Below are 20,117 nucleotides of genomic sequence, written 5' to 3'. Positions count from 1 at the left end.
GTGACACAAAGCAGATGACCTGTGGCGTCTGCCTGGAGTGAAAAATGCAGATTCTCGATTCTGTTGACGCAGCCAGCCTGCGCAGCGACATCCCCGCCTTCCGTGCCGGCGACACCCTCAACGTTCACGTGAACATCATTGAAGGTTCCCGCTCGCGTGTCCAGGTGTTCAAGGGCTTCGTCCTTGGCCGCCAGGGCGACGGCGTCCGCGAAACCTTCACGGTCCGCAAGGTCTCCTTCGGTGTCGGCGTGGAGCGTACCTTCCCGGTGCACTCCCCGGTCATCGACAAGATCGAGGTTGTCACCAAGGGTGACGTCCGCCGCGCCAAGCTGTACTACATGCGCAACCTGCGCGGCAAGGCTGCCAAGATCAAGGAAAAGCGCGACGCCGTTCCCGCCAAGTAAGGGATCCGCGCTTTGATCCAAGCGAAACGCCAGTCCAGGAAACTGGGCTGGCGTTTTGTTGTTGTGGCCGTCGTGGTGCTTTTCCTGCTGACGGCGGTGGTGCGCAATGTGTGGGTGGACGTGTATTACATCCCGTCCGCGTCCATGGAACCGCTGCTGCTGACCGGGGACCGCGTGCTGGTTTCGCGCACCGATTTTGCGCTGGCGTCCATCAAGCGCGGCGACGTGGTGGTCTTTGACGGCCGTGGATCGTTCACCCCGCTGCAGTCCGGCAACGATCCTCTCGCGGAGGCAGCCGTTGCCGCCGGGCAGTGGCTGGGCCTGGTCCCGAACAACAACATTTACGTCAAGCGGGTGCTGGGCGTGGCCGGGGACACCGTCAAGTGCTGCACCGCCTCCGGACGGCTCGAGGTCAACGGGGTCCCGGTCACCGAGAATTACCTGTACCCCGGCGATGAACCCAGCGCGTTGAAGTTCGACGTCACCGTTCCGCAGGGTAAATTGTGGCTCATGGGCGACCACCGGAGCATCTCCGCGGACTCCCGGTCACTGCTCGGGATGCCCGGCGGCGGCCTCATCTCGACCAGCAAGGTGATCGGGCGGCCGTGGGCCACGGTCTGGCCGCTGGGGCGGATCCACCTGTTGCCGCGCGACGCCCCCTGACGTGGCCCGTCCCACCGCCTGCTGAACTGAACTGTTGAACCCAACTTAAGGAACCACTCCCATGGAGCACAAAGTGCCCGGCGATCCCGGCCAGTCCCACCCGGGCGACGGCGGTGCCCCGGGCGTCCCGGGCGACGGCGGTGCCCCGGGCGGCAGCGCCCACCACGGCACCCATGCCGCACACGGCGCACATGCGCCCGAGGCCACCGCGATGGAGCGCTTCGGCAACAGGGCCTGGTCCTGGGGCAAGGAGATCGTCACCATTCTGGCCATCGCCTTGGTGCTGTCCTTCCTGATCAAGACGTTCCTGTTCAGGGCCTTCTACATTCCTTCCGGCTCGATGGAAAACACCCTGCGCATTGACGACAGGATATTTGTGAACCTGCTGGTGCCCAAGCCGTTCGCACTCGAACGGGGGGACGTCGTCGTCTTTAAGGACACCCAGGGCTGGCTTCCTCCGGAACAGCCGCAGACCGGACCGTTTACATGGGTGGGCGACGTCGCCACGTTCCTGGGGCTGGCGCCCGACAGCTCGCAGCAGCACCTGGTCAAGCGCGTCATCGGCCTTCCGGGGGACCATGTGAAGTGCTGCGACGCTGCTGGAAAGCTGACCATCAACGGCGCGGCCATCACGGAGCCGTACCTGTTCCCGGGGGCCTCGCCGTCGGACACCACCTTCGACGTGACGGTCCCCGCGGGGCATCTCTGGGTCATGGGCGACCACCGGAACAACTCCGAGGACTCGCGCGCGCACCAAGCCCTGAGCGGCACCGGATTTGTGCCGATTTCCGACGTGGAGGGCCGTGCCATCGTGATTGCCTGGCCGCTGAACCACATGGGGATTCTGGGGAACTATCCCAACGTCTTCGCCAACGTGCCGAAGCCGTCCAGCGTCAGCCAAGGGACGTCGTCGGGCGTCGTCCCCACGGGAAAGTAGTGGCAGCCCTGCCGCCCACCCTGGAGTGGGAACGCGAGCTGGCGGCCCAGGGCTACACGCTGGTGGCGGGCTGCGACGAGGTAGGCAGGGGCGCGCTGGCCGGCCCGGTCAGCGTCGGGGTGGTGGTCATCGATGCCGCCACCGCCGCCGAACTGCCCGGGGTCAAGGACAGCAAGCTGCTGCGCGGACCGGTGCGCCAGGCCCTGGTCCCGGCGATCCAGGAGTGGGCACAGGCGTATGCCGTCGGACACGCGTCCGCGGCGGAGATCGACGCCGTCGGCCTTATGGCCGCCCTGCGATTGGCGGGGACGCGCGCCCTGGCCGCGGTGTCCGCCGAACTGCTGCCGGGCTACGTCATCCTGGACGGCAACCACGACTGGCTCTCCGTGCCCGTGCAGCCGGAGATCCTGTTTGCCGGACCCGCCGCCGGACCCGCCGTCGAGCCCGCCCCGGGCGCGGCCATGATGGTGCGTACCCGCATCAAGGCGGACATGACGTGCCTGTCCGTCGCCGCCGCCAGCGTCCTGGCGAAAGTGGAACGCGACGCCATGATGGTGGAGCTCGCGCAGCAATTCCCGCAGTTCGGCTGGGACGGCAACAAGGGCTACGCCACGGCCGGGCACCGGGCCGCGATTGCCGGCCACGGCGCCACGGACTTCCACCGCAGGACCTGGCGCCTCACCTAGCGTTTCGCCGCCGGCGTACGGCCCCGTTCGTCGGCAGTGCCCCAAGTGATGGATGATGGAACCATGAGCGCTGAGGACCTGGAAAACTACGAAACCGACATGGAGCTGCAGCTCTACCGCGAATACCGGGACGTGGTGAACCTCTTCAGCTACGTCGTGGAGACCGAACGCCGCTTCTATCTGGCCAACCACGTCGACCTGCAGGCGCGCTCCGCCGACGGCGAGGTCTACTTCGACCTGACCCTTCAGGACGCTTGGGTGTGGGACGTCTACCGCACAGCCCGGTTCGTCAAAAACGTCCGTGTCATCACCTTCAAGGACGTCAACGTGGAGGAACTGATCAAGACGGACGACCTCCAAGTCCCCAAGGACGGCCAGCTGGGACCGCTGGGCTGAGCACTCCGTCGCCGCTGTCGGCACCAGGGCTGACGCGGGCTGAACTGACGGTGCCACCGCACACGGCGGGGACGACGGCGGGACGCACGTTCCGCCGTCGTCCCCGCCTTTGTTCCTCCACAAGGCATGCCCGGGTGCGAGCCGTCCACATTTAGCCCAACCCCCCTGCCCCGGCGTGGAATTCTCCGCCACGCTGGCAGTGGAGGTTGCCATGAAAGCAAAGGATGCGTTGGGCCAGACCGGTGAAATGGTCGCGGCGGACTACCTCGAGGACCGGGGATTCCGGGTCATCGACAGCAATTGGCGCTGCCCGTCCGGGGAGATCGACCTGGTGGCCCTTGACGGGTCGGAGCTGGTGATTGTCGAGGTCAAGACGCGGCAGTCGAGGCGCTACGGCGACCCCCTGGAGGCAGTGACACCGGCCAAGCTGCGCCGGCTGCGGACCCTGGCCGTCCTGTGGGCACGGGAACACCGGCACGTCATGGGCCGGCTGCGCATCGACGCTGTGGGCATCATCATGGACGGCCGCTCGGCCCCCAGCATCGACCACCTCAAGGGTGTGGGCTGAATGGGGATGGGAAGGGCTCTGGCGGTGGCCCTGATGGGCCTCAACGGCCACGTCATCGAGGTCGAAGCCGACATTGGCCAGACCCTCCCCAGCTTTGTCCTGCTGGGTCTTCCGGACGCCGCATTGAATGAGGCACGGGAACGCATCCGCTCGGCCGCCCAGAACTCCGGCATACCCCTGAGCCGGCGCAAGATCACGGTCAACCTGGTCCCCGCGTCACTGCCCAAGAAGGGCTCCGGCTTTGACCTGGCCATCGTCATGGCCGCGCTGGAAGCCGCCGGAGACGTGCGCCGGACAGGGGGGACGGTCTTCATCGCTGAACTTGGACTGGACGGGCGGCTGCGCCCTGTCCGCGGCGTGCTGCCCGCCGTCCTGGCCGCCATGCGGGCCGGGCGGCGGGAATTCGTGGTGGCCGAATCGAACCTCGCGGAGGCGGAGCTTGTCGCGGGCGCCAAGGTGCGCGGCTACGGCTCGCTGGCCCAGGTTGCCGCCGACTTCGAAGCCGATCCCGAAACGTTGGTGTTCGCCGTGACGCAGGGCGCCGGCACGGCAGCCGCTCCGCTGCGTGAAGACGCCGCGGCCGCGAGGCAGGGCCCGCCGGACCTTTCGGAGGTGGCGGGCCAGGGGGAGGCCCGGCTGGCCCTGGAGATCGCGGCTGCCGGCGGGCACCACCTGATGATGGTGGGCCCTCCGGGATCCGGGAAGACAATGCTGGCCGAACGCCTTCCGGGTCTGCTGCCCCCGCTTAGCGACGACGAGGCGCTGGAAGTGACGGCCATCCATTCCCTGGACCACGTGCGCCGCGGCGTCAACGGCCTGATCCGGCGCCCGCCCTACGAGCGCCCGCACCACTCCGCAAGCACGGCGTCGATCATTGGCGGCGGCACCGGCATTCCCCGGCCCGGGGCTGCATCCCGAGCACATCGGGGGGTGCTTTTCCTGGACGAGGCACCCGAATTCGACAAACGCGTCCTGGATGCCCTCCGCCAGCCGTTGGAGAGCGGCGAACTGGTGCTGCACCGCTCGGCGGGAACAGCGGCATACCCGGCACGCTTCCAGCTGGTCCTGGCCGCGAACCCCTGCCCCTGCGGGAAGGCTGCCGGCAAGGGCATCAGCTGTGAATGCACGCCCATGGCACGGCGCCGCTACTTTGGCCGGCTCTCCGGTCCGTTGCTGGACCGAGTGGACATCCAGTTGCAGGTAAACCGCGTGCAGCTGGCCCAGCTGTCCGATTCCGAGCCGCGCGAAGGCACGGTCCAGGTGGCGGCAAGGGTGCAGGTGGCCAGGGACACCGCCCGCGAGAGGCTGCGTCCATTCGGACTGGTCCACAACGCCGACCTCACCGGCAGGATCCTGCGCGGGCCCCTGCGCCTGCCCCCGGCGGATACGGCACTGCTGGACCGGGCCATGGGTCTGGGATCACTGACGGCCCGGGGCTATGACCGGGTGCTGCGCCTGGCCTGGACTGTGGCCGACCTGCGAGGGCGGGACCGGCCCGGCGCCGAGGACGTGGGCCTGGCACTGACATTGCGACAACGAGGAGAAGGACAATGAACGGCAACACTGTGGACTCCGCCATGCCCGCGGCGGGCAACGCCGACCTCCGATTGGCGCGGGCGGCCCTGACCCGCCTCATGGAACCATCGGACTTGGCCGGGCTGGCACTGATCGCGGTCGCGGGCCCGGTGGACGCGCTGGCGTTCATCCGCAGCGGCGCGGAGTCAAGCGCCGTGCTGGAACAGGAAATGACGGCGGTGCTGGCTGAGACGGGCACCGGCCGATGGCCGGGCCTGGCTGATGCCTTGGGACGGTGGCGGCCGCGGGTCGGCGACCTTGCCCCTGAGCGCGACCTGCGGATGCTGGAACGGTACGGCGGCGGCTTGCTAATTCCCGAAGATCCCGGATGGCCGCGCGCCCTGGCCGACCTGCAACTGACCGAGCCCATTGCCCTCTGGATGCGCGGACGCGTGCTGCGCATACCTGGCCAGGAACGGTGCATTGCTTTGGTCGGCTCGCGGGACAGCACCAGCTATGGCGCCAACGTCACGGGCGAGATGGCATCGACCCTCGTCCAGCGCGGCTTTACCGTGGTCAGCGGCGGTGCGTACGGGATCGATGCCAATGCGCACCGCGGTGCCCTCGCCGCCGCGCGACAGGACCCGGGCTATTGGGGCGTGCCAGCATTGGAAGGTGCCGCGTCCGCCAGCATGGCACAGCCGCCGACGCTGGCCGTCATGGCCGGGGGCGTGGACAGGTTCTACCCCTCTGGCAACGAGGACCTGCTGCGCACCGTCACCGAGCAAGGGTGCGTCATCGCGGAGGTTCCGCCGGGCACCAACCCCACCCGATACCGCTTTCTGCAGCGCAACCGGCTCATCGCCGCGCTGTGCGAGGTGACAGTGGTGGTGGAAGCGAGGTGGCGGTCCGGGGCACTCAACACCGCACACCACGCCGAGGGGTTGAGCCGCTCCGTCGGCGCCGTCCCCGGGTCGGTCTATTCGGCAAATTCGGCAGGCTGCCACCGCCTGCTGCGGGAAGGGGCCGCCGTCTGTGTCACGGACGCGGCGGACATCGCCGAGCTGGCGGGAGCGGCCGGCGCCAACCTGGCGCCCGAACAGGAAGGGACAGCGGCCCTGCATGACGGACTCGGTGTTGAAGACCTCCTCCTTCTGGACGCGCTCCCGCTCCGCTCGGCCACCACGGCGGATAAGCTCAGCGTGGTGGCCGGCCTGGGGACCGAATCGGTGCTGGCCGGGCTGGGACGGTTGGAACTGCTCGGGCTGGCCCAGAGGCAGGGCGGCGGCTGGAAACGTGGCAGCTAAGACATGGCTGGCCGGCGGCCAACGCGGACTTGATAACGTGGGCGCCATGGACATCACGGTTGTGCAGGCGGACATCACCACGCTGGAAGTGGATGCCGTGGTCAACGCGGCCAATTCCGGGCTTCTTGGGGGAGGCGGCGTGGATGGCGCCATCCATCGCGCAGCCGGGTCCGAACTCCTGGCCGAGTGCCGGGAACTGCGACGTACACGCTATCCGGAAGGGCTGCCCGCCGGGGAAGCCGTCGCCACGGGGGCCGGGCGGCTTCCGGCCCGTTGGGTGATCCACACGGTGGGGCCCAACCGACACGCGGGCCAGGTGGACAGGCGCCTGCTGGAGCTGTGCTTCTCGCGGTGTTGTGAGGTGGCCGCGGAGATCGGCGCCCGGTCCGTTGCTTTCCCTGCGATCGGCGGGGGAGTGTTTGGCTGGTCCACGCAGGATGTGGCGGCAGCGGCAGCGGCCGGCTTCTCCGACGTCGAACGCCGCACCGCAGGCCGCGGCGGGCCGGAACTGCCGGCCTCGGTTGTTCTCGTGGCCTTTTCGCCGGCCATGGCGCAGGCGTTCCGCGACGCCCTGGCCTGACCTGAACGGATGCAGACGGCTGGGGCGGACCGCGACGCGGGGGCCGGGCTGGGCTGAACTGCGTCTCCGTGGACTGAACGGAACGGCGACGCCTTGGTCCAGTCCGCGTGGCACCGGCGGGTCAGCTTGCCGGGACGGCGCAGACAGCGCACAGTGGGGTTGTGGACCATGACGAACGCACCCGCCTGCCTGAACCGCTGGCCCGGGCAGCCGACGGCTTTGAACGCTACCTCGTGGCGGAACGCGGGAGGTCTGCGCACACTGTCCGGGCCTACCGCGGCGACGTGGACTCCCTGCTCATCCACGCTGTGGCAGAGGGCGTCACCAGCCTTGGCGGACTTGAACTGGCGCTGCTTCGCCGATGGCTGGGCGAGCAAAGCGCAGCCGGATCATCACGCTCCACGCTGGCCCGCCGTGCGGCAGCGGCCCGCAGTTTCACGGCTTGGGCTCTCCGCGAGGAGCTCGTGGAGAAGGACCCGGCGCTTCGTCTGAAGGCGCCCAAACAAGACCACGCGCTCCCGGCAGTTTTGCAGCAGCAGCAAATCCAGCGGCTCATGGCTGCCCTGCAGGATGCAGCGGCGGGCGGAGATGCCGTTGCCCTCCGAGACCATGCCATGGTGGAGCTGCTGTACGCCACGGGCATCCGCGTCGGCGAACTCGCCGGCGCGGACGTCGACGACCTCAACCGGGAACGGCGGACCCTCCGCGTCCTCGGCAAGGGCAACAAGGAGCGCGTGGTCCCCTACGGGCTGCCGGCGGCGGACGCCGTCGAGCGGTGGGTGGCGGCCGGCCGGCCGGGGCTGGCCACGGAACGCAGCGGCCCTGCGCTCTTCCTGGGCAAGCGCGGAGGCCGGATCGACCAGCGCACGGTGCGCACCGTCGTCGAACACGTCTTTGGCGCGTTGGGCGACACTTCCGCCACCGGGCCGCACACGCTGCGGCATTCGGCGGCCACCCACCTGCTGGACGGGGGCGCGGACCTGCGGGCGGTACAGGAGATCCTGGGCCACAGCTCGCTGGCGACCACGCAGCTGTACACGCACGTTTCGGTCGAGCGCCTCCGCGACGGCTACCGGCAGGCGCATCCGAGGGCCTGAGCCGGGCCGGCGGCATACTCGCAGCGGCCATGTGCGACACTTTTATGACCTGTGGTGGCGCAATCGGCGCCGCTACGGCACAATGAGAAGGAACCATGGGGCTGACGGCGATCCGCCGCCACAAGCCATGGTGGCCGCATAAGGCTTTTGGCAATCCAGGGTCGGGCACATCCGGCTCCGCGCAACAACATGTTCCATCCGGTTGAAGGTCGTTGGGGAAGACGCACCTACTGCAATGGAGGATGGAATGAACGTCGTATCGACGCGCGGTGTCTTGTTTGTGCACTCAGCCCCGGCTGTCATGTGCCCACATATCGAATCATCCATCGCCGGAGTGATGGACCAGCGCACGGGTTTGCAGTGGACGCCACAGCCCGCGGCGCCCAATGTCATGCGCACGGAGTATGTATGGCACGGTCCCGCCGGCACGGGGGCGCGTCTGGCCTCGGCGCTTCGCGGCTGGGCCAATGTGCGCTACGAAGTCACGGAGGAACCCAGCGCCGGCTGCGACGGCTCACGATGGTCGCACACGCCGGAATTGGGCATCTTCCATGCCGTCACCGATGTCCACGGCAACATCATGGTGTCCGAGGACCGCATCCGTTACGCCTATGAGGCAGGTAAGGGCGAACCCGCCGCCGTCTATCAGGAGCTGTCTCTGGCACTCGGCGAGGCCTGGGATGAGGAGCTGGAACCGTTCCGCCACGCGGCAGCAGGCGCCCCGGTGCGCTGGCTCCACCACGTCGGATGAACCCCCTTCGAGATTCGAGATAACCACTTCTTCAACTGTTGAGGTTCGAGATAACGACCTCTCCGTCGGATGAGAACCGAGATGGATCGGTCGTGATCTCGAACCTCAGCGGCGTGGGAGGTCGTGATCTCGAACCTCAACGAGAAGGCGGCGCCCACGTTAAAACGTGGGCGCCGCCGTCGTGCTTCACTACAGCCGGGAAACGTCAGTCCCGCCGGGAAGGCTAGACCATGTCAACCTTCGGGCCGGTGCTGCGGATGGCAACAACGGCGTTGTGGCCGCCAAAGCCGAATGAGTTGTTCAGGGCCACCACCTGGCCCTCGGGCAGTCCGCGCGGGGTGCCCGTGACAATGTCCAGCGGAATTTCGGGGTCCTGGTTTTCCAGGTTGATGGTGACGGGCGCCAGGCGGTGATAGACCGCCAGGACCGTCAGCACGGACTCAACGGCGCCTGAAGCACCCAGCAGGTGCCCCGTCTGCGACTTCGTGGCGGAGACGCACACGTTGTCCACGTGGTCGCCCAGGGCGGCGCGCAGTGCGGTGTACTCGGGCCGGTCGCCCACCGGGGTGGACGTGGCATGGGCGTTGACGTGGACCACGTCTTCGGCCTGGGCGCGGGCGTCGAACAGCGCGGCCTTCAGGGCGCGGGTGGCGCCAAGGCCTTCCGGGTCCGGCGCGGTGATGTGGTAGGCGTCGGCGGTCACGGAGGTGCCGGCCAGTTCGCCGTAGATGCGGGCGCCGCGGGCCAGCGCGTGCTCCTCGGCCTCGAGCACCAGCGCCCCGGCGCCTTCGCCCATGACGAAGCCGTCACGGTTGACGTCGTAGGGCCGTGAAGCGTGCTCGGGGTCGTCGTTGCGCTTGGAGAGCGCCTGCATGGCGGCGAAGGCGGCCATGGGCAGCGGGTGGATCGCGGCTTCGGCGCCGCCGGCCACCACGATGTCGGCCTTGCCGGAGCGGATCAGCTCCAGGCCCAGGTCCATTGCTTCAGTGCCCGAGGCGCAGGCGGAGACGGGCGTGTGCGCACCGGCACGGGCGCCAAGGTCGAGGCTGACTGCCGCGGCGGGGCCGTTGGGCATCAGCATCGGGACAGTCATGGGCAGCACCCGGCGCGGGCCCTTCTCCCGGAGGGTGTCCCAGGCGTCGAGCAGCGTCCACACCCCGCCGATCCCGGTGGCGAAGGCCACGGCCAGGCGGTCGTGGTCGACCTCCTCCAGGCCGGAATCCTTCCACGCCTCGCGTGCCGCCACCACGGCAAACTGGGTGGACGGATCCATGCGCTTGGCTTCCACGCGGCTGAGGGTCTCGGAGGCGGGAGTCGTGACCCTGGCGGCGAAGTGCACCGGGATGTCGTACTTTTCCACCCACTCGTCGGTCAGGGTGTGGGCGCCGGAAACACCCTTCAGCGCGTTCCTCCACGTGGTGGGGACGTCGCCGCCGATCGGCGTGGTTGCTCCGAGTCCAGTGATGACTACTTTGCGGGCCATGGTTCAACTCTCTAAAAATGAACAAAAATGTACAGGACAGACTCAGTTACTGCTGTGGGTGGCCGGCACGCGATGTGCCAGCCACCCACGAATGCCCCGTGTCGCAGTTGCGGATGAGGGCAGCAAGGGCGAGAAGTTACGCCTGTGCGCCGGCGATGAAGCTGACTGCGTCACCGACGGTCTTGAGGTTCTTGACTTCTTCGTCGGGGATCTTGACGTCAAACTTCTCTTCAGCGTTGACCACGATGGTCATCATGGAGATCGAGTCGATGTCCAGGTCATCCGTGAAGGACTTGTCCAGCTCAACAGCCTCGGGGGCCAGGCCGGTCTCTTCGTTGACGATTTCAGCCAAGCCGGCCAGGATTTCTTCGTTGCTAGCCATTGACGGCTCCTTCTTTTGTTGTTTTTGCTGTGATCAAGGACTTTGATCTTTTCAGGCAGTGTTGATCAAACCACGTTTGCGGCTTGCCTTGCTATCTGAAGCTAGGGGAGGCGGACCACTTGGGCGCCGAACACCAGGCCGGCACCAAAGCCGATCTGAAGCGAGAGTTTACCGGAAAGCTCCGGATTCTCCGCCAGCAGGCGGTGCGTTGCCAGCGGAATGGAGGCCGCGGAGGTGTTGCCGGCGTCGGCAATGTCCCGGCCGATGATGACGTGCTCGGGCAATTGGAGCTGCTTGGCAAGTTCGTCGATGATGCGCATGTTGGCCTGGTGGGGGACGAAGGCGCCGAGGTCGGCGGGGGTGATGCCGGCGTCGTCCAGGGCCTTCTTGGCCATCTTCGCCATTTCCCATACGGCCCAGCGGAACACTGTCTGGCCGTCCTGGCGCAGGGTGGGCCACAGGGTTGCGTGGGCTTCGTCGGCCGCGGCCGATTCAATGTCGTCGGCCTTCATGGCGTGGTCGCTGAAGTCCCGGACCTCGATCAGGGAATGCGTCATGCCGATGGCGTCCCACTTGCCGCCGTCCGAACCCCAGACGCTGGGGCTGATGCCGGGCTCGTCGGACGGGCCGATCACGACCGCGCCGGCGCCGTCCCCGAGCAGGAAGGAGATGGTGCGCTCGTGGTTGTCGATGACGTCGGACAGCTTCTCCACACCGATGACCAGCACATATTCGGCGGTGCCGGAGCGCACCAGGGCGTCGGCCTGGGCCACGGCGTAGCAGTAGCCGGCGCACGCCGCGGAGATGTCGTAGGCGGGGGCCGGGGTGGCGCCGAGCCTGTCCGCGATCAGTGCCGCGGCCGACGGCGTCGCGTACGGGTGCGTGACCGTCGAGACGAGCACGGTGCCGATCTGCGACGGTTCGATCCCGGCGTTCCTGATGGCCTCGGCGCCCGCCCCGACGGCCATGTCGACGACGGATACGTCGCGGGGCGCGCGGTGCCGCGTGATGATGCCGGTGCGCTGGCGGATCCACTCGTCGGAGGAATCGATCCACTGGCAGACGTCGTCGTTGGTGACGATCAGGTCGGGGCGGAAGGCGCCGATGCCCAGGATGCGGGCCCCGTTGCGGGCGGTGTTTTGTTTCAGCGTGGGTGTGCTCACTTGTGGTCCTCTTCGTGCTGCGCGTGCCCGGACAGCAGCTGCTTGGCGGCTTCCAGATCGTCCGGTGTCTTCAGTGCAACGGTAGCAACACCGCTCATGCCCCGCTTGGCCAGGCCCGTCAGGGTCCCGGCCGGCGTCAGTTCGATCAAGCCCGTCACGCCCACCGCGGACATGGTGTCCATGCACAGGTCCCAGCGGACCGGCCGCGACACCTGGGCGATGAGGGACTGCAGGGCCGCGTCTCCGGAACGGACGACGGCGCCGTCGTAGTTGGAGAGCAACGGCACCTTGGGTGCGTGGGGCGTGAGCGACGGGGCGAGGGCCCGCAGTGCCGCGACGGCCGGCGCCATGTGGTGGGTGTGGAAAGCGCCGGCGACCTGGAGCGGGATGACGCGGGCCTTGGCCGGCGGTGCCGCCACGAGGGCCGCGATCTGCTCCAGCGTGCCGGCGGCAACGGTCTGGCCTGTGGAGTTCATGTTGGCCGGGGCCAATCCGGCGGCGGCAATGGCGGCCAGGACCTCCTCCGGATCGCCGCCCACCACGGCGGCCATGCCGGTGGGGGCGGCAGCGGAGGCCTCGGCCATCTTGTTGGCGCGTTCACGCACAAACGCCATGGCGTCCGCGCTGGACAGGGTTCCCGTCAGGGCGGCCGCCGTGATTTCACCGACGGAGTGCCCGGCGACCACCACCGGCAGGGACTCCAACGGGACGTCCAGCAGGGCCTCGGCGGCGACCAGCCCGGCGGCCACGATCAAGGGCTGCGCGACGGCTGTGTCCTTGATGGTCTCGGCGTCGGAGGTGGTGCCGTGGGCGATCAGGTCGATGCCCGCCGCCTCGCTGAGAGACGCCAGTTTTTCCTCGACGCCCGGGCGTTCGAGCCAGGGCGAAAGGAAGCCGGGCGTTTGGGAACCCTGACCAGGGCAGACTATTGCAAGCACAATTACCAGCTTTCCAAACTTGACGGTGTTTACACGGTGTTTGCGTGCACCAAGCTCAAGGGGATGATTTGTAGGAAGTCTACAATACCCGGGCCGCCAACGGAGGGCGTCAGCCCCGCGCGGCCTGGCGCTCCTGCGGCTGCTTGGGCGCCACGGCCAGCCGGCCCACCACCAAGGCCGTCTGCAGCACAAACGCCTCACGCGGGATCAACGGGTCCCACCCCGTGACGTCGCAGACCCGCCGGAGCCGGTAGCGGACCGTGTTTGAATGGACAAACAGGTCCCGGGCCGCCGCCTCCAGGGAATGCCCCAGCTGCAGGTAGCTGTTGAGCGTTTCAATAAGTCCGTTGGACGCCGCCATCAGGGGACGGTAAATGTTGGACACCAGTGCACGGCGGGCCGAATCGTCACCGCCCATGACCCGTTCGGGCCAGAGGTCGTCCGCCGAAACGGGACGGGGCGCGCCCGTCCAGCCCCTTGCCGCGGCCATCCCTGCGAACGCCGCCTGGGCCGACGCCGTCGCATCCGTCAGCGTCGCCGCGAGCGGGCCGTAGACCACGGGGCCCGGGGCGAACAATTCACTCAGGCGCAGGTAGGCGGTCTCGGGGTCCGCGACGCCGCCCAGCACCAGGATCAGCCGGTCGCCCTGGATGCCCACCATGGCGTCCGCGGCAAAACGTCCGGCGGCGCGGCGCAGTGTGGCCAGGAATGTGGCGTTGGCCTCGGCCGGCGCCGGGCCGACCATGATGGTAAAGCGGTTGTGCGAGGTCCAGCCCAGCGCGGAAATGCGTGACTGCAGGGCGTCGGGGTTCTCCCCACGCAGGATCCCGTCCACGGCCAGGGCTTCCAGCCGGGTGTCCCAGGCGCCGCGGTTTTCCGCAGCGCGCGCGTAGACATCCGCGGCGGCGAACGCCACCTCGCGGGAGTAGCGCAGCACCGCCTCGCGGAGGGCTACCTGCTCCGTGGCGCCGGCCAGTTCGGGGACGCGGTCCTCCACCACCTGCACCACGGTCCGGATCAGCTGGAGCGCCCGCTGCAGGCTGATGGAGCGGGTGAGCTCCGTGGGGGCCGTGCCAAAAACGTCGGAAAGAACCCAGCTGGGTGACGAGGGGTGTTCGTACCAGGACACGAACGCGGCGATGCCGTTTTGTGCCACGAGGCCGAGCGAAGACCTTTCATCCGCGCTGAGTCGGCGGTACCAGGGCAGGGTATTTTCCAGCTCCCGCAGCATGGTGGTGGACAGCGGGCCAATGTTGGCGCGCAGCCGCTCGAGCGTGACCGTGCTGCTCTTGGAGCCCCGTACCTGCTTCGGCGCCCCTGCCTGGGGAGGGGATTCGGGGACTGCGGTGGCGGCTGCTGCCGTACCGGAATTCTTAGCTGCCATTCCTCGAGGATATGTCCTCCGGCCCCCAATGCGGTTAATTGTGTGAATACTACAATTACCGGCGCGTTGGCCGGGTCCGTTGGCCGGGCGCGTTGGCCGGGTCCGTTGTGCGGGTCCGATGGGCGGGCCCTGCCGGTCCGTGGGGCGGCCCCTGCCGGTCCGGGGGTACGCAAAGGGGCCGGTGCAGGCAGACTGCCTGCACCGGCCCCTTCACGTGGGCGCGCCGGTGGGTGTTAGCTGTCGCCGCCGGCGTTGCCGGTGGTGCCGGCGTTGATGTTGTGCAGGTCGTATTTCTCGGCGGCCTGGCGGGGCGCGTCGGGGTCGATCTGCCCGGTTTTGGCGAGCATTTGCAGGGCGCGGACGACGATGCTGTGGGAGTCGATCTTGAAGAACCTTCGGGCGGCGGCGCGGGTGTCGGAGAAGCCGAAGCCGTCGGCGCCCAGGGTCGCGAAGTCGTTGGGCAGGAACTGGCGGACCTGGTCCGGGACGGCCTTCATGTAGTCCGTGACGGCGACGACGGGTCCTTGCGCGCCGGCCATCTTTTCGGTGATGTACGGGGTGCGGGCGGGTTCGCCGGGGTGGAGGAACGCGTGTTCCTCGGCGGCGAGCCCGTCGCGGCGCAGTTCGGTCCAGGACGTCACGGACCACACGTCCGCGGCGACGCCCCACTCGGCGGCGAGGATGTCCGCGGCTTCCAGGGCCCAGGGCACGGCGACGCCGGAGGCGAGCAGCTGCGTGCGGGGCCCGTCGTGGTCGGTTTTTTTGAGCAGGTAGATGCCGCGGGTGATGCCCTCGACGTCCATGGCGGCCGGGGCCTTGGGCTGGAGGATCGGTTCGTTGTAGACGGTGAGGTAGTACATGACGTTGGGATCGGTGGAGTCGGGCCCGTACATGCGTTCCAGCCCGGCCTTGATGATGGCCCCGATCTCGTAGCCGTAGGCGGGGTCGTAGGTGATCACGGCGGTGTTGGTGGAGGCCAGGAGGGGGGAGTGGCCGTCGGCGTGCTGGAGGCCTTCCCCGGTCAGGGTGGTCCGTCCGGCGGTCGCGCCGATGATGAAGCCGCGGGTCATCTGGTCCCCGGCGGCCCAGAACTGGTCCCCGGTGCGTTGGAAGCCGAACATGGAGTAGAAGACGTAGATCGGGATCAACGGTTCCCCGTGCGTGGCGTACGCGGTCCCGGCGGCGGTGAACGCCGCGACGGAACCGGCCTCGTTGATGCCCGCGTGCACGATCTGCCCGGACACGGATTCCTTGTAGGCCAGGACCAGGTCCCGGTCCACGGAGAGGTAGTTCTGCCCGTTGGGGTTGTAGATCTTCGCGGTCGGGAAGAACGCGTCAATGCCGAAGGTGCGGGCCTCGTCCGGGATGATCGGCACGATCCGTGAACCGATGCCCTTGTCGCGCATCAGGTCCTTCAGGAGCCGCACGAACGCCATGGTCGTGGCGGCGTGCTGCTTGCCCGAGCCGCGGTTGGCGACCTCGTAGGTCTTCTCCCCGGGCAGCGCCAGCTCGGTGTGGGCGTGGCGGCGTTCGGGCAGGAACCCGCCCAGGGCGTGGCGGCGTTCCATGAGGTACTTGATTTCCGGGGCGTCCGGGCCGGGGTGGTAGTACGGGGGACGGTACGGGTCCGCTTCCAGGACCTCGTCGCTGATGGGCAGGCGCAGGTGGGTGCGGAAGTCCTTCAGGTCCTGCAGGGTCAGCTTTTTCATCTGGTGCGTGGAGTTGCGGGCCTCGAAGTGCGTGCCGAGCCCGTAGCCCTTCACGGTGTGGGCCAGGATCACGGTCGGCTTGCCCCGGAACTCCACCGCGGCCTGGTACGCGGCGTAGACCTTGTGGTAGTCGTGCCCGCCACGCTTGAGGTTCCACACCTCGTCGTCGGACAGGTGCGCGGCGAGTTCCTTCGTTTGCGGGGTCTGGCCGAAGAAGTGCTCGCGGACGAACCCGCCGGACTCGGCCTTGTACGTCTGGTAGTCCCCGTCCAGGGTCTCGTTCATGACCTTCACCAGGGAATGGTCCGTGTCGCGGGCCAGCAGGTCATCCCACTCCCGGCCCCACAGGACCTTGATGACGTTCCAGCCCGCGCCGCGGAAGAACGCCTCCAGTTCCTGGACGATCTTGCCGTTGCCGCGCACCGGCCCGTCCAGGCGCTGGAGGTTGCAGTTCACCACGAACGTGAGGTTGTCCAGCTTGTCGTTCGCCGCGAGCTGGAGCAGGCCCCGGGACTCGGGCTCGTCCATTTCCCCGTCGCCCAAAAACGCCCACACGTGCTGGTCGGAGGTGTCCTTGATGCCCCGGTTGTGCAGGTACCGGTTGGACTGGGCCTGGTAGATCGCGTTCATCGGCCCGATGCCCATCGACACCGTCGGGAACTCCCAAAAGTCCGGCATCAGCCGCGGATGCGGGTACGAGGACAGGGCATGGCCGGCCTTGGACTTTTCCTGCCTGAACCCGTCCAGGTCCTCCTCGGACAGGCGCCCCTCCAGGAACGCGCGCGCGTACATCCCCGGGGACGCGTGTCCCTGGAAAAAGACCTGGTCCCCGCCCCCGGCATGGTCCTTGCCCCGAAAGAAATGATTGAACCCGACCTCGTACAGGGTCGCCGCGCCCGCATACGTGGAAATGTGCCCGCCGACCCCGATGTCCGGACGCTGGGAACGATGGACCATCACCGCCGCGTTCCACCGCAACCACGCACGATACTTCCGCTCGATCTCCTCGTTGCCCGGAAACTCCGGCTCCTGGTCCGCAGGAATCGTGTTCACATAATCCGTCGTCGTCACCATCGGCACGCCAACACTCTGAGCCCCGGCACGCTGGAGCAGGCTGCGCATGATGAACTGCGCCCGCTCCGTGCCACGCTCACCAATCAACGCATCCAACGACTCCAACCACTCGGCCGTCTCCTCCGGATCACGATCAGGCAACGCATCCGTCAACCCGCTAAGAATATGGGAGCTAGTGTCTCCTGAAGCCACGTCCAACCTCTCTTAAAAGCAGTGGGGGTTTGCCCATTGCGGTGGCACTGGGCGTTTACCAACACTCTAGACCGCCGCTCATGCTTGTGCGTAGCCGGGGCCGCCGGATGAAGCGGAACTGCGGGGGACGCGGGGCCGGGCACCCGGTTGGCCGCGGGCGGGGAACGGCGCGCCATGCCGGATCCCCTCGGGCCCCGGGGTAGCGTAAATCACACCCGGGTCGCCGGCGTGTGCCGGGTGAAGCGGCTTAATCTCCACGATCGGCGCCACGGAGTAGAGGCAATATGGGCGCAACCCCTAGACTGGGGGCTGTACAACTTTTAATCCGGCGCGGAAGCGCTGAACGCAGGAGGAATCACGTGAGCGAGGCCGACGCCGGCACTGTAGCCAAGGTGGCAGGCAAATTGGGGTTCAAGGATGGCGATCTCGTCCAGGAACTCGGATATGACGACGACGTTGATCTTGACCTACGGGACAGCATTGAGGAACTCATTGGTTCCCAGATGTATGACGAAGACGACCATGACGTGGTTGACGCCGTCATCATGTGGTGGCGGCAGGACGACGGCGACCTCGTCGATGCCCTGGTCGATTCGCTGACAACCCTCGACGAAAGCGGCGTCGTGTGGATCCTCTCGCCCAAGTCGGGCCGCGACGGCTATGTTCCGCCCGCCGAAATCCAGGAGGCTGCGCCCACCGCCGGCCTGCACGTGACCACCACCGCAGGCGTGTCCACGGACTGGGCCGCCACCCGCCTGGTCCCGCGCAAACGCCAGTAATGGACGACGCCGGCACGGGCCCGGGCGTTCGTGCCGGGGACACTGCGCCTGACTTTTCCCTGCCGAACCAGTTCGGCGAGCCGGTTTCCCTCTCCGGGCTGCGCGGAACGCCGGTGGCAGTGGTTTTTTACCCCTTCGCCTTCTCCGGCATTTGCACCGCGGAGCTGTGCGGGCTGCGGGATAATTTTGCCAGCTTTCGCAGCGCGGACGTCCGTCTGCTGGCCGTATCCGTGGACAGCAAGTACACGCTCCGCGCCTACGCGCAGGCGGAGCGGTACGAATTCGACCTGCTGGCCGACTTTTGGCCGCATGGAGAGGCGGCCCGTTCCTATGGCGCCTTTGATGCCGAACGTGGCATGGCCACGCGCAGCACGTTTGTGATCGATGCCGCCGGCATGGTCCGGGATGTCTTCAGCACGCCACCTGGCAAGGCCCGCCCGCTGGAGCGGTACCGCCAGGCGCTGGCGGCGCTGTAGCGATGGATGCCGGGCGTGCGGATCCCGTCCGGCCCGGCATCGGGCTGACCGGACTGGTGCAAAACGGTGCCGCCGGCCAGAAACTTGACGGCGCCGCCCGTGCTGTCCTCGCGACCATGGTCCCGGCCCTGGCTGCCGGCAAGTTCGCACTGCTGACCGGCGCCGGACTGAGCACCGATTCGGGCATCCCCGACTACCGCGGCCCGGACGCTGCCCCCCGTCAGCCGCTGACCTACCAGGAGTTTGTGGGCTCGGAACCACTGCGCCGGCGCTACTGGGCGCGCAACCACATCGGCTGGGCCACCATGCGCCATGCGTCGCCGAACGCAGGCCACCGCGCCGTGGCCGCCATGGAGTCCGCCGGCCACCTGACCGGCGTCGTGACCCAAAACGTGGACCGGCTGCATGAGGACGCCGGTGCCCGCAACGTGGTGGACCTGCACGGTCGCTTTGACGAGGTGGTGTGCCTGCGGTGCGGGGAGGTGTACGCGCGGGCGTTCATCGCCGTCGTCCTGGCGCAACTGAACCCGGGGTTCCTGGAGGAGGTGGCGGCGGCAGGGGGTGCGGGAGCCGCGCCGGACGCCGACGCCGACCTGGACCATGAACGGCTGATCGACGGTTTCCGGGTGGCCTGCTGCCCGCTGTGCGGCGGGATGTTGAAGCCGGACTTTGTCTTCTTTGGCGAAAATGTGCCCAAGGAACGGGTGGAGCGGGCCTACGCCATGGTCGATTCCGCCGCCTCGCTCCTGGTGGCGGGTTCGTCGCTGACGGTCATGAGCGGACTGCGGTTTGTGCGCAAGGCTGCCAGGGACGGGAAGCCCGTGATGATCATCAACCGGGGCGCCACGAGGGGCGACGGACTGGCCGGCGTGAAGCTGGAGGCGGGCGTCAGCGAGTCGCTGGAGTACCTGCTGGACCTGCTGGCGCCCGGATTGGCGCGCCCGGCGGGGCATCGGGTACAGTAGTCTCTCGTTGGTCAGGCCAACGGGCCTTGCCCGTCCGCTTGGGCACTGAATGGGTCTTTAGCTCAGCTGGTAGAGCGCCACGTTTACACCGTGGATGTCATCGGTTCGATCCCGGTAGGACCCACCACAGGAAAACCCCGCCGTTCCGAGGCCCTCAGGCCCAGGAACGGCGGGGTTTTTGTCGCTCAATCCGTGGGGTCGGCTGGTCCGAAGGTCAACTGGCCGGAACGCTCCCTGCCCTTGAGGATGTCCAGGATTTCGCAGCCAATGGCGTGAGCTGCCGCAGCGAGCGGCACGGGCCCCTGGCCTCCGCCGGCATCCCCGAGGTGCTTGAGTTCCTGGCCGAGCAGCTCCAGGTCCCAGAGTTTGTCGCCCGTCTTGGCCGCCAAGGGCAATGTAAACCCCATGTCTGGCACTCTCCTTCTTCCTTGGTGGGAAGAGACTATGGCGCCAAGCTGCGAGCCCGCCGCTAAAATGTCGTAAGAAAGCTGAGTGGACCACGGCTCGCCGGTCACCCGGGGCATTGCCGTCATCTGGCGGGCCAACGGCGCAAGGCGCCGACGGCACCGACGCGCGGCGTCCGGCGTCGTCCTTCAGCGGGACGATGACATCACCGGCGACCCGTCGTCGCCGGCGGCCCGGGAATCGCAAAAATGGAAGGATCCCGG

At 67.8% G+C, this 20,117-nt stretch carries 21 protein-coding genes and 1 tRNA gene; 15 read left to right on the top strand and 7 right to left on the bottom strand.

The features are described 5' to 3' along the window. Positions 1 to 44 precede the first annotated feature (44 nt). The 11 genes from rplS (at position 45) to DMB86_RS14680 (ending at position 8,904) form a co-directional block, all read left to right on the top strand. Positions 45 to 404 (top strand): 50S ribosomal protein L19, encoded by a 360-nt coding sequence (gene rplS / locus DMB86_RS14730; protein WP_113718466.1) that lies wholly within the window; start codon positions 45 to 47, stop codon positions 402 to 404. Between the two features lie 12 nt (positions 405 to 416). Continuing rightward, on the top strand, positions 417 to 1,067 hold the full coding sequence (gene lepB, locus DMB86_RS14725; RefSeq protein ID WP_113718465.1) for a signal peptidase I: 651 nt from the start codon (positions 417 to 419) through the stop codon (positions 1,065 to 1,067). Positions 1,068 to 1,128: 61 nt separating this feature from the next. After that, a complete protein-coding gene (gene lepB / locus DMB86_RS14720; protein ID WP_113718464.1) occupies positions 1,129 to 2,004 on the top strand; it encodes a signal peptidase I in 876 nt (291 codons plus the stop codon). Further along, positions 2,004 to 2,690: a ribonuclease HII gene (locus DMB86_RS14715; RefSeq protein ID WP_113718463.1), complete on the top strand. Its 687-nt coding sequence runs from the start codon at positions 2,004 to 2,006 to the stop codon at positions 2,688 to 2,690. The genes lepB (DMB86_RS14720) and DMB86_RS14715 overlap by 1 nt, the downstream gene beginning before the upstream one ends. 63 nt (positions 2,691 to 2,753) lie before the next feature. Further along, positions 2,754 to 3,086 carry a DUF2469 domain-containing protein gene (locus DMB86_RS14710; protein WP_113718462.1) on the top strand — a complete coding sequence of 111 codons (333 nt, stop codon included), beginning with the start codon at positions 2,754 to 2,756 and terminating at the stop codon, positions 3,084 to 3,086. Between the two features lie 211 nt (positions 3,087 to 3,297). After that, complete coding sequence (locus DMB86_RS14705; RefSeq protein ID WP_113719590.1) at positions 3,298 to 3,654, top strand: YraN family protein; 357 nt, start codon at positions 3,298 to 3,300, stop codon at positions 3,652 to 3,654. Continuing rightward, the gene (locus DMB86_RS14700) at positions 3,655 to 5,208 is read left to right on the top strand and encodes a YifB family Mg chelatase-like AAA ATPase (RefSeq protein WP_113718461.1); all 1,554 of its coding nucleotides are present in this window, start codon (positions 3,655 to 3,657) and stop codon (positions 5,206 to 5,208) included. Further along, positions 5,205 to 6,476, top strand: a complete 1,272-nt coding sequence (locus tag DMB86_RS14695; protein ID WP_227878402.1) for a DNA-processing protein DprA — start codon at positions 5,205 to 5,207, stop codon at positions 6,474 to 6,476. The genes DMB86_RS14700 and DMB86_RS14695 overlap by 4 nt, the downstream gene beginning before the upstream one ends. 46 nt (positions 6,477 to 6,522) lie before the next feature. After that, a complete protein-coding gene (locus DMB86_RS14690; RefSeq protein ID WP_113719588.1) occupies positions 6,523 to 7,056 on the top strand; it encodes an O-acetyl-ADP-ribose deacetylase in 534 nt (177 codons plus the stop codon). A 161-nt stretch (positions 7,057 to 7,217) separates the two neighbouring features. Continuing rightward, on the top strand, positions 7,218 to 8,153 hold the full coding sequence (locus tag DMB86_RS14685; protein WP_113719587.1) for a tyrosine recombinase XerC: 936 nt from the start codon (positions 7,218 to 7,220) through the stop codon (positions 8,151 to 8,153). A 247-nt stretch (positions 8,154 to 8,400) separates the two neighbouring features. Then, positions 8,401 to 8,904 carry a DUF3145 domain-containing protein gene (locus DMB86_RS14680; RefSeq protein WP_113718460.1) on the top strand — a complete coding sequence of 168 codons (504 nt, stop codon included), beginning with the start codon at positions 8,401 to 8,403 and terminating at the stop codon, positions 8,902 to 8,904. Positions 8,905 to 9,127: 223 nt separating this feature from the next. Here DMB86_RS14680 and fabF read toward each other — a convergent pair whose 3' ends face one another. The 6 genes from fabF to aceE form a co-directional block, all read right to left on the bottom strand. Beyond that, a complete protein-coding gene (gene fabF, locus DMB86_RS14675; RefSeq protein WP_113718459.1) occupies positions 9,128 to 10,387 on the bottom strand; it encodes a beta-ketoacyl-ACP synthase II in 1,260 nt (419 codons plus the stop codon). A 136-nt stretch (positions 10,388 to 10,523) separates the two neighbouring features. Next, positions 10,524 to 10,769: an acyl carrier protein gene (locus tag DMB86_RS14670; protein ID WP_038462997.1), complete on the bottom strand. Its 246-nt coding sequence runs from the start codon at positions 10,767 to 10,769 to the stop codon at positions 10,524 to 10,526. 101 nt (positions 10,770 to 10,870) lie between these two features. Then, positions 10,871 to 11,932 carry a beta-ketoacyl-ACP synthase III gene (locus tag DMB86_RS14665; RefSeq protein WP_113718458.1) on the bottom strand — a complete coding sequence of 354 codons (1,062 nt, stop codon included), beginning with the start codon at positions 11,930 to 11,932 and terminating at the stop codon, positions 10,871 to 10,873. After that, the gene (locus DMB86_RS14660; RefSeq protein ID WP_113718457.1) at positions 11,929 to 12,870 is read right to left on the bottom strand and encodes an ACP S-malonyltransferase; all 942 of its coding nucleotides are present in this window, start codon (positions 12,868 to 12,870) and stop codon (positions 11,929 to 11,931) included. Before DMB86_RS14660 ends, DMB86_RS14665 begins: the two co-directional genes overlap by 4 nt. Before the next feature lie 109 nt (positions 12,871 to 12,979). Next, positions 12,980 to 14,254 (bottom strand): PucR family transcriptional regulator, encoded by a 1,275-nt coding sequence (locus tag DMB86_RS14655; protein WP_113718456.1) that lies wholly within the window; start codon positions 14,252 to 14,254, stop codon positions 12,980 to 12,982. A 233-nt stretch (positions 14,255 to 14,487) separates the two neighbouring features. Further along, complete coding sequence (aceE, locus tag DMB86_RS14650; RefSeq protein ID WP_418202281.1) at positions 14,488 to 17,235, bottom strand: pyruvate dehydrogenase (acetyl-transferring), homodimeric type; 2,748 nt, start codon at positions 17,233 to 17,235, stop codon at positions 14,488 to 14,490. 353 nt (positions 17,236 to 17,588) lie between these two features. Here aceE and DMB86_RS14645 point away from each other — a divergent pair, with 353 nt between their 5' ends. The 4 genes from DMB86_RS14645 (at position 17,589) to DMB86_RS14630 (ending at position 19,576) form a co-directional block, all read left to right on the top strand. Then, on the top strand, positions 17,589 to 18,008 hold the full coding sequence (locus DMB86_RS14645) for a DUF3052 domain-containing protein (protein ID WP_113718455.1): 420 nt from the start codon (positions 17,589 to 17,591) through the stop codon (positions 18,006 to 18,008). Continuing rightward, complete coding sequence (locus DMB86_RS14640) at positions 18,008 to 18,484, top strand: peroxiredoxin (RefSeq protein WP_113718454.1); 477 nt, start codon at positions 18,008 to 18,010, stop codon at positions 18,482 to 18,484. The genes DMB86_RS14645 and DMB86_RS14640 overlap by 1 nt, the downstream gene beginning before the upstream one ends. Positions 18,485 to 18,486: 2 nt before the next feature. Continuing rightward, positions 18,487 to 19,449, top strand: coding sequence for an NAD-dependent protein deacetylase (locus DMB86_RS14635; protein WP_227878401.1), 963 nt, complete (start codon positions 18,487 to 18,489; stop codon positions 19,447 to 19,449). A 51-nt stretch (positions 19,450 to 19,500) separates the two neighbouring features. Then, positions 19,501 to 19,576 (top strand) — tRNA-Val (locus tag DMB86_RS14630). A 58-nt stretch (positions 19,577 to 19,634) separates the two neighbouring features. Here DMB86_RS14630 and DMB86_RS14625 read toward each other — a convergent pair. Further along, a complete protein-coding gene (locus tag DMB86_RS14625) occupies positions 19,635 to 19,856 on the bottom strand; it encodes a hypothetical protein (protein WP_129545553.1) in 222 nt (73 codons plus the stop codon). Between the last annotated feature and the right edge of the window lie 261 nt (positions 19,857 to 20,117).

It is taken from the genome of Arthrobacter dokdonellae, assembly GCF_003268655.1.
GTDB classification, from domain to species: Bacteria; Actinomycetota; Actinomycetes; order Actinomycetales; family Micrococcaceae; genus Specibacter; species Specibacter dokdonellae.
The sequence above is the reverse complement of the archived record's forward strand: the minus strand, read 5'-3'. Positions and strand labels throughout refer to the sequence as shown.